Origin of the sequence: Aphanothece microscopica RSMan92 (assembly GCF_046613545.2) — a bacterium.
GTDB lineage: Bacteria > Cyanobacteriota > Cyanobacteriia > PCC-6307 > Cyanobiaceae > NIES-981.
Map to the genome: position 1 here is coordinate 1 of NZ_JBKKKY020000091.1, position 8,674 is coordinate 8,674.

The 8,674-nt window shown below is 64.1% G+C and carries 8 protein-coding genes and 1 tRNA gene; 7 read left to right on the forward strand and 2 right to left on the reverse strand.

The window, feature by feature from the left end:
• A partial coding sequence (locus ACLD7X_RS15310) for a hypothetical protein (protein ID WP_411424532.1) occupies positions 1–274 on the forward strand: 274 nt, incomplete at its 5' end.
• A 28-nt stretch (positions 275–302) separates the two neighbouring features.
• On the opposite strand, the gene ACLD7X_RS15315 is transcribed toward ACLD7X_RS15310, so the two are convergent.
• A tRNA-Ser gene (locus tag ACLD7X_RS15315) sits at positions 303–387 on the reverse strand.
• Positions 388–508: 121 nt separating this feature from the next.
• Between ACLD7X_RS15315 and ACLD7X_RS15320 the strand changes: the two genes are divergently transcribed.
• The 4 genes from ACLD7X_RS15320 to siaD all read left to right on the forward strand — a co-directional run bounded on the left by ACLD7X_RS15320 (position 509) and on the right by siaD (position 3,656).
• Complete coding sequence (locus ACLD7X_RS15320; RefSeq protein WP_411424533.1) at positions 509–1,681, forward strand: SpoIIE family protein phosphatase; 1,173 nt, start codon at positions 509–511, stop codon at positions 1,679–1,681.
• A gap of 189 nt (positions 1,682–1,870) precedes the next feature.
• Positions 1,871–2,392 carry a SiaB family protein kinase gene (locus ACLD7X_RS15325; protein WP_411424534.1) on the forward strand — a complete coding sequence of 174 codons (522 nt, stop codon included), beginning with the start codon at positions 1,871–1,873 and terminating at the stop codon, positions 2,390–2,392.
• A gap of 4 nt (positions 2,393–2,396) precedes the next feature.
• Positions 2,397–2,822 (forward strand): biofilm regulation phosphoprotein SiaC, encoded by a 426-nt coding sequence (gene siaC, locus ACLD7X_RS15330; protein WP_411424535.1) that lies wholly within the window; start codon positions 2,397–2,399, stop codon positions 2,820–2,822.
• Between the two features lie 6 nt (positions 2,823–2,828).
• On the forward strand, positions 2,829–3,656 hold the full coding sequence (siaD, locus tag ACLD7X_RS15335) for a biofilm regulation diguanylate cyclase SiaD (protein ID WP_411424536.1): 828 nt from the start codon (positions 2,829–2,831) through the stop codon (positions 3,654–3,656).
• 67 nt (positions 3,657–3,723) lie between these two features.
• On the opposite strand, the gene nrdJ is transcribed toward siaD, so the two are convergent.
• Positions 3,724–6,102 (reverse strand): ribonucleoside-triphosphate reductase, adenosylcobalamin-dependent, encoded by a 2,379-nt coding sequence (nrdJ, locus tag ACLD7X_RS15340; RefSeq protein ID WP_412006869.1) that lies wholly within the window; start codon positions 6,100–6,102, stop codon positions 3,724–3,726.
• 149 nt (positions 6,103–6,251) lie between these two features.
• Between nrdJ and ACLD7X_RS15345 the strand changes: the two genes are divergently transcribed.
• Together ACLD7X_RS15345 and ACLD7X_RS15350 are read left to right on the forward strand one after the other, a co-directional pair.
• Positions 6,252–6,818, forward strand: coding sequence for a sterol desaturase family protein (locus tag ACLD7X_RS15345; RefSeq protein ID WP_411424538.1), 567 nt, complete (start codon positions 6,252–6,254; stop codon positions 6,816–6,818).
• Positions 6,819–6,940: 122 nt separating this feature from the next.
• Positions 6,941–8,674, forward strand: a 1,734-nt coding sequence (locus ACLD7X_RS15350; RefSeq protein WP_425625320.1) for an adenylate/guanylate cyclase domain-containing protein, incomplete at its 3' end; no start/stop codon positions are given.

Below are 8,674 nucleotides of genomic sequence, written 5' to 3' on the forward strand. Positions count from 1 at the left end.
CCGCTCCCGTTTCGGGGAGAAGTATGACTATTCCAGGATCATCTACAAGAGCTACAAGACGCCAGTGAAGATCCGCTGCCGGATCCATCCCGTCAAGGAGATCTCGATCACCCCCGAGAAGCACCTGCAGACCACGGGCGGCTGCAAGTTCTGCCTGAGGGAGATGCGGATTCAGATGCTGGAGCGGGAACTGCAGCGGCACAGCGCGGTCCATCCGCCCCTGCAGCCAGCCTCAGCCGAGGCGCCCCTGGAAGTGAAGGACCCGGGGCGTTGAGCGGCTGCCCCGGTCCTGCAACGAACAGCGGAGAGGGTGGGATTCGAACCCACGGACCCTTGCGGGTCGCCGGTTTTCAAGACCGGAGCCATCAACCACTCGACCACCTCTCCAGAACCATCCGGGGATGGCGGCACCATCTTCTCATGGCTGCCCGCCGCTTCTGGCGCCCTTGCCGGCGGGGCTGGCGCCCTTGCCGGACCTGACTAAAGTGCGCCTTTTGGCTTCCCTGCCATGAGCTGGAGATCCCGCCACAGCCGCGAGCTCTCCATCCGGAACATCTTCCTGCTCCTGGCCATCCTGAATGGCGTCGTCCTCTGTTACCTCATCTATTCGGCCTGGTCGGCTCTGCAGGACTCCGCTGCCGGTCAGATGCATGCCCACACCACGCTCTTTCTCGCCATTCTGCTGGTCATCGGCGTCACCATTTCCTATCGCATCGTCTCCCAGCGTGTGATCAGGCCCCTGCGCCGACTGGCATGGGAGTCCTATGCGATTGCCCATCAGCCGTCGCTGGAGGACGACCTGGTTCTGAATGTGGAAGGCAGTGATGAGATCTCAAGCCTCACCAAGGCCTTCAATCAGGTTCTCCGCAGCCAGCGGGATGCGATTGTTCAGCTGGACAGTGCCAACCAGAAGTTGCGCGATGTCAACCGGAAGGTCAGCGATTCCATCCAGTATGCAGCTCTCCTGCAGAAGTCGATCCTGCCTGACCGCCTGATCAAGGAAAGATTTGGTCCCGACCATTTTGTGCTGTGGATGCCCCGTGACACGGTGGGGGGCGATTACTACGTGTTCCATGACGAAGGCCCCTGTTGTCTGGCCGGTGTGGCTGATTGTGCCGGCCATGGGGTCTCCGGGGCGATGATGACGATGCTGGCCCGGGCTGGCATCGATCGGGCGATTCAGCAGATTGGCATCAATTCGCCGGCTGCCGTGCTCAACGCCACCAACGCCGGGATGAGCCAGGTTCTGAGTGAAGCCCGGCTCTCCCGCACGATCGCCACGACGATGGACATGGGGCTGGTGTTCATGGACCTGGAGTCCAGACAGATGCGTTACGCGGGGGCCCGGATCTCCCTGTTCTGGAGCGACGGAACCACGGTGCAGTGCGTTCGTGGAGGGAACCGCTCCCTGTGGGATCGTCGTACCTGCGCCTATGAGGATCACCTGATTCCCATGGACAGCGGCTACACCTATTACCTGGCAACCGACGGGGTCTTCGATCAATCCGGCGGCGAGCATGGCTATGGCCTTGGAGCGGATCGCTTCCGCCAGTGGATCCTGGAGCATGCGACCAAGCCCCTGCCCGAACAGCACGAGGACTTTTCCAAGGCGCTGGCGGCTTTCATGGGAGAGTTCCCGCAGCGGGATGACATCACCATGCTCTCTTTCCGTGTGTTGTAGATTTCGAACATTCCCCTTCTCGGCTGTTCTCTCTGGCCAACCCTGACATCGTCGCTATCATCCACGCAACCTGTGGCTTCGACGATGACAATCCCGGTTCTGCAGGCAGGTGGCGGTCTCCAGGCCAGGGGCCCTACGTCCAACGGTCCTACGTCCAACGGTCTTGGCCTCCAGGACACGCTGGGCAGGTTGCGGGATTTTCTCTTCGCTGAGCGTATTCTGATCTGTTTCAACGGCCCTGCGGCCCGAGGCCTGATCTGCGAGCTTGGCGAAGCTCTGCGCACGCACCTGAGTTCCTCGCAGGACCGGGCGCCGATTGCCATGGATGTGTTTGGCGTTTATATCGAGATGAGCCAGAATATTCAGCACTATGCCAATGCTCGCGGCTACGAGGCCGCCGATGCGGCTGCCACCGTGGTCATCGCGGAATCGGCAGAGGGGCATGTTGTGGTCATTGCAGGAAATGTTGTCGAGGCTGGTGATGGCCAATCCCTGCTTGAACGTGTAAACTTGCTGGCACGCCTTCCGCCCAATGAGTTGAAGGCTCTCTACAAGCAGCAGCTCCGCCAGCCGCGGCAGGAAGGCAGTTCCCATGGGGCTGGCCTGGGTCTGCTGACGATTGCCCGGAAGTCATCCATCCCCCTGCAATGCCGTCTGGACCCACTGGAGGACGGCAAGGCGTTCTTCACGCTCTGTTCCACCATCGGCTAGGGTCATGACGCAAGGTTCAGACAACCCATTCGATCCACCAGCCTTAGTGGGAGAAGATCTTAGTTTCGAGGCAACCCGCTCGACGCCAGAAGTTTATTGCGACTGGAACAAGGGGCATATCAGGATGGCGGGAGAGTCCTATCCCGAAAATCCCTATGAGATGTTCGATTCCATCATCTCATGGGTAGAGCACTATCTGCAGCATGCCAATCGACCGCTTGTTGTTGAGCTCGAACTCAACTACCTCAACACCAGCAGTGTGAGGGCCATGATCGAAATTCTTGATCTTCTTCAGGACGCCCATGATCATGGAAAGTCTGCGGCTGTGCGTTGGATCTATGACCCGCGCAATCCGCGATCTTCCGAGATGGCCGAGGAGTTCATGGAGGATTATTCCTTTGCCTTCCTGATCGGCATGACCGCTTCCTGACCGGGTATGGCTGACAGTGTTTCCGGCCTTGACGATGAACTCGATGCCAGGGTCGAATCCCTGCTGAAGGATCCCCAGTACATCGGCCATCCACTGCGGGAAGCCCTGGCGGATTTGACGGCGCGGATGGCCCAGAACCTGACGCGCCTCGAGCGCATCATCCGGATCTCGGATCGTTACCAGACCGATTTCCAGGACCATGTGCATGACCTCTCGAAAAGCTACGACAGGCGGATCCGCAGCCTGGAGCGGGCCATCCGGATCTCCGACCGCTACCAATCGAGGCTCCACGACATCAACCATGCCCTGCAGCTGATCTCCACCCACGACCAGCTCACCGGGGTGCCGAACCGACGCCTGTTATCCGATCGCTGCCGGGCGGAGGACAAGCGGGCGGCTCGGCATGGAACGACTTACTCCATGGCCCTGATCGATGTGGACTATTTCAAGCGGGTCAATGACACCTATGGACACTCGGTGGGCGATGCCGTGCTGGTGGAACTCGCGAAGGTGCTGAGGTCGTGCATCCGCGATTTCGACCTGTGCGCCCGTTGGGGTGGGGAGGAGTTCCTGGCCCTCTTCGTCGATGCCGACATCACCATGGCGGAGCGGATCAGCCAGCGCATGATCGACCGTGTGCGCCAGCTCAGGGTCTCCGCCGAGGGGCATGTGGTGAACATCACCGTGAGCATCGGGGTTGCGCAACACCTTCGCGAGGAGGACTACGCCGCCACCTTTTCGCGGGCGGATGCTGTCCTCCTCCAGGCCAAATCGGCAGGTCGCGACCGGATCCTGCTGGATGAGCGCCGCCCCACCCCGCCGATCGAAGCCTGAGCCTTCATTCGGGGGAGAGGATCAGGCCGGGGGGAGGATCAGGCCGAGCCCCGATCCTCCCGTGTGATCAGGGCTTGGCCAGGGGCAGCAGGCACTTGTCGGAATCGCAGCCGGCCGGTCCGGCTTCCTGCAACTCGCCGCCGTCGTAGCGCTGCAGGGCTTCGAAGAAGTCCTGCGTACGCCGCCGGGCGACCACTTCGGCCGTCAGTTGCTCGTAGGTGGCCAGATCGATCGGTTCGAAGGGGAGCCGCGGAAAGGTGGCGTTGGCATCGAAGCGGGCCAGCAGCGCTGCCGAGATGTAGCCCTGGCCCTCGTCGATCGCCCGGTGGATGGCCTCGGCGAGGGGCTCGATCTCGTGCTCCCGGAACTCCACGGTGGCCGAGGTGTTGTGGGCGGTGTAGTGCTGCTGCACCTGCATGTAGAAATCAAACTGGGCCAGGGCCGAGAAGTTGTTGATCTCCACGGCATCGGCTCCCGGGATGTTGGCCCAGCTCACTTCGGTGGGGATCTCCACCAGCCACTCGGTGCAGCGGGGGTCGAAGGGATCGTCGAGCAGGCGCCCCTGCTCATCCTTGTCGGACTGGGAGGGCACGATGGCGTAGCCGTAATCCAGGCAGGCCAGGGCCACCGGGTCGTTCTTGCGGAAGGTGATCCGGCGGATGAAGCGCTGGGCCTTGGGCGGATGCCAGCCGGGGGAGGCTCCGGTGAGCAGGCTCTTGGTGCCGGCAGGCTGCACCGTGGTGCAGCGGTTGGGTCGGCGGATGCCGTGGCGGTCGCAGTATTCCCACACCGCCTCGTGCACGATCCGCTTCCAGCGGCTGAGGTAGTCCGCCTCGCGCGCCTTGAAGGCCCGGCCTTCCTCGGTGTCGGGCCGGCCGGCCTCCCACCACTTCAGCCAGGGGGTGCCGAAGGCGTGCACGAAGAAGTCGAACAGGCCGGTGAAGCTCACCCCGACGATGGGATCCCAGGCACGGCTCTGGCGGTAGCGCTCCACCTCGAAGCGGTGGTTCAGCAGGCAGGCCACCGCAATGCCGCCGGCCCGGAAGGCATCCTCCTGGGCCTGGAAGTCGGTGGGGTGGATCTGGTTGAGATGGATCTCGGCCAGGTTGCAGTGGAAGTCGGCGCCGAGGATCTCCCCGCAGGGATTCAGCCCGTAGCGGCCCAGGCGGTGCTCGAGTTCGGCGTCCTCGAGCCCCGGGTGGTGGAGTTTCAGCCAGGCACCGGCCTCGTCGCGACCCTGGTCGCAGTAGATGCCGATGAACTCCTCGCGCAGCTCATGGGTGGGCAGCAGGTCGGCATTGGAGCGGGCGATGGCCTCCGGCGCGAACTGGATCGCGCCCTCGCCGCTCTGGAACTGTTTGGTCACCGCCTCCAGCACCACCTCCCGGCTGGGCCGGGTGTGGAAGACCCGGGTGTGGTTGGCCATGCGCAGGGCATCGCGCTCCGGATCGATGCGCCAGTTGCCGTCGCTGTCCTGCTGCCAGAGGTTCTCCTTGGCGCCGGCGGCGGCCAGGTCGTCGGCGGCGAACTGCCGCATGCCGGCGCTGCGGCGGATGTTGCCGGCCACGATCGTGACGGCGGCCTCGTCGATCAGCAGACAGCACTCCACGGAGGTGAGTTGCCGGCCCACGGCCCGGTCCAGGATCTGGGCGACGCGGCCGTAGAGGTCCCTGAGCTTGACGGGGTTGGCCATCCCCCCGAACCCCTTGAGCGTTTCACCCACCGGGCGCACGTCGGAGAGATCGACGCTGATCTGAATTTCGCCCGGCCCGTCGGGCTGGAGGAAGCGCTCATCGCTGCTCAGCTCCAGCAGCAGCTGGTAGCTGTCCACCCAGCCCCGTCGCGTGTCCCCGACCTTGATGTGAACGCGGTTCCCTTCGATGCTGTGGCTGGTGTGCTCCTGCCGCTCGCCCGCCGGGGTGGAGCCGATGTCGGTGACCGTGCCCACCACCAGGCGGTTGCGCACCATCGGCAGGCGGCTGATCAGACGGGGCTCGATGATGGCGCCGGTGCCGCACCCCATCATCGCCAGGTCCATCATCAGACCGAAGGCCTCCCAGTCCACCAGGTTGGTGGAGGTGCAGTTGTAGGAGCCGGAGAAGTTCTCGGGCTGCTCGATCCATGGAGTGCCGCCGATCCACAGCCAGCGCCCGGAGGGGAGTGCCTTCTGCCCCCGCTGCATGCGGCGGAGCAGTGTCACCTCATCGTCGCCGAGGTGGCCCAGCTTGCGCAGGCCCTCGAGGTTCCGCTCGGCGACCTCGTGCCAGCTCTCGCGGCCGTGGGCCGTCTTGCGGGAATAGGTGCGGTAGAAGACCGGATTGGCTGCCGGGGCCGTGGCCGGGAAGTCCGACGGCGGCAGGCCGGCCGCCTCAGGGGGCTTCTCCCGCACGGCGGGAGGGGCTGCAGGGATGTCAGCCGATACAGGGGGTGTGGCGGACAGGGTCACGGAGGGACGCCGGCTAGTGAGGGGCACCTTAAACGCCACCCGTAGGGCCGGCAAGACGCGGTTGCCACCACGCGCAGTGTGGCGGGCCGTTTCTAAACTTCGTTCGGCCCAGGTCCGATCCGGGCGCTCCCGGTCCCCGTCCCCGTGCCTTGGCGTTCTCCCCCGCTGTCGAGAGCGCCGTCCACTGGCTGCAGGGTCTGCTGCTGGCGCTGCTGAGCTGGACGGGACTGGCCTATGGCGTTCACCGGCTCGCCCATCACCGGGCCAGCTGGAACTGGCTGGAGGTCTGCCACCGCCACCACCACCGGCCCCGCTACCTGCTGGAGGCCCGTCCCCTGCGATGGCACCACCTTCTGTTCTGGTTCGACACCCTTGCCGAAAGTGTCGACGTGTGGATCACCCTCACGCTTCCGGCGTTGCTGATCGCGGCTCTGTTACCTGCCCAGGGCCCAGTGCTGCTGGGGCTGCATTATTTCTACGAGGTCCTGTTCAGTGATGCCCGTCTGGATCACAATCCCAGGATCCAGGGTCGTATCACCCGTGTGCTGGCCTGGGGTACGTATCACCTGGAGCACCACCGCAATCCCCGCTGCCACTATGGGCTGATTGTCACACTCTGGGATGTGGTGTTTGGCTCGACATCCCGGTTGCTGCCGCCAGATGCCCAGGCCGTCGGCCGGATGACGCCCCGTCGTGATGGCGATGCCCCGTCGTGATGGTGATGCCCTGTCGTGATGGTGATGCCCTGTCGTGATGGTGATGCTCGTCTTGGTGGAACAAATGCTGTGGACGCCCATGCATGGGCTCCCTAGGGTTCCGTCAGTGTGAACGTGCCGGCATGGTGCAGGACAGCCCGGCCGGCACGACGGCACAGGCCTCGCCGGGGCCCCGTGGGAGCCTGCTGCGCTGGCGGCCCACCCGCTGGCGGGTCGCGCCGACGCTCGCCCTGATCTTCACGGTCACGGTCACGGCCGCCACGGCGATCAATGGGGCGATGGTGATCACCCAGAGCATGGATGTCGCCCGGCAGAACACCACCAAGCGTCTCCGAGAAGTGACACGCTCGCTGGCATCGAAGCTCGATGCCGATGCGATCGCCACCCTGCGCCAACCCTCCCAGCATGAGGATCCGATCTACCTGCGCACCCATGCCCGGATGAAGCAGGCCCTCGATCAGGTGGAAGGTGTCAGCTTCGTCTACACCCTTCGCAAGGTTGAAGGCAAGCCGAAGGATCAATTCTCCAAGTACATGTTCGTTGTTGACGGCACGCCCTACGGCAGCGAGGACTATGAGCCGATCGGCGCGGTGATGACCACCAGCCCCAGCACCGATGCCCTGCACCGCGTCTGGACCACAGGCCAGTTCGAGGCCGACCGCAGTTTCGTGACCGACGAGTGGGGAACCTGGCTGTCGGGCTACTACCCCCTCTTCCGGCGGGACGGCAGCTTCGAAACCGTCCTGGGCGTGGACATCTCCTCCGACAGCGTCATCGCCGAACGCCAGCGCATTCTCGGAACCCTCTCCCAGGGCTATCTGCTCAGCCTGCTGCTGCTGTTGCCAGCGGCCGCCCTGGTGGGACGGCGCCTGAGCAGCCCGCTGCGACGGATCAATCAACGGCTGCTGGCGATCTCCCAGCTCGAGCTGGATCCCCAGTCCGCTCAGACTCCCCTGAGCTGTCAGTGGGTGCATGAGATCCATGAGATCTCCTCCTCCCTGGGACGGGTGGAGAGCGCGCTCGGGGATTTCGGCCGCTATGTACCGGCCAGGCTTGTGCGCAAACTGGTGCTCAACAAGAACCAGATTCGTCTCGATGGTGAAGTGCGGAAGCTGGCCATCCTCTTCACGGACATCATCGGGTTCACGGCTATCGCCGAACATCTGGATCCTGAGACGATCCTCCACGCACTCAACGATTATTTCACCATCATCAATGATGCCGCCCTTGAAACCCAGGGCGTGCTGGACAAGTACATGGGTGATTCCGCCCTGTTGTTCTGGGGAGCGCCCGACGCCATCGACCATCCCGCCCGCTCCGCTGTCGACACGGCCCTGCTCTGTCAGCAGCGGCTCGAGGAGCTCAACCGCACCTGGCAGCAGCAGGGTGCTCCCCTCTGCTTCGAGACCTGTTTCGGCCTCGACTACGGCGCCGTCGTGGTCGGCAACATCGGTTCCAGCAGCCGGGTGAATTACACCATCGTGGGGGATCGGGTGAATCTGTGCAGCCGGGTCGAAACCGTCAACCGGCGCTATGGCACCCGCGTGCTGGCCACCCGAGCCCTCGTCAATGCCCTGGGGGCGGATGCGGCGCAGTACCTGATCATCAAGGTTGACGATTCCCACCTGCGCGGCATCAGTGAACCGGTGGAACTCTTTGAGATCCGCGGACGCCGTGAGGCGATGGCCAGCGAGGACGTCGAGTTTGCGACCACCTTCGAAGCCGCCCTGGCCCAGGGGCGGGCCGGCCGTTCCAGCGAGGCGATCGCGGCGGTCGAGGCCTTGCCGGAGCGCTTCCGTCGGTTGGCCTACGTGCGCCATGCCCTCCAGGCCTGGCGCCATCCGGATGGCCGCCAT

What these genes read in the sequence shown, in the direction of transcription:
- ACLD7X_RS15320 (WP_411424533.1), top strand. Translation starts at nt 509, where the DNA reads ATGAGCTGGAGATCCCGCCACAGCCGCGAGCTCTCCATCCGGAACATC.
- siaC (WP_411424535.1), top strand. Translation starts at nt 2,397, where the DNA reads ATGACGCAAGGTTCAGACAACCCATTCGATCCACCAGCCTTAGTGGGA.
- siaD (WP_411424536.1), top strand. Translation starts at nt 2,829, where the DNA reads ATGGCTGACAGTGTTTCCGGCCTTGACGATGAACTCGATGCCAGGGTC.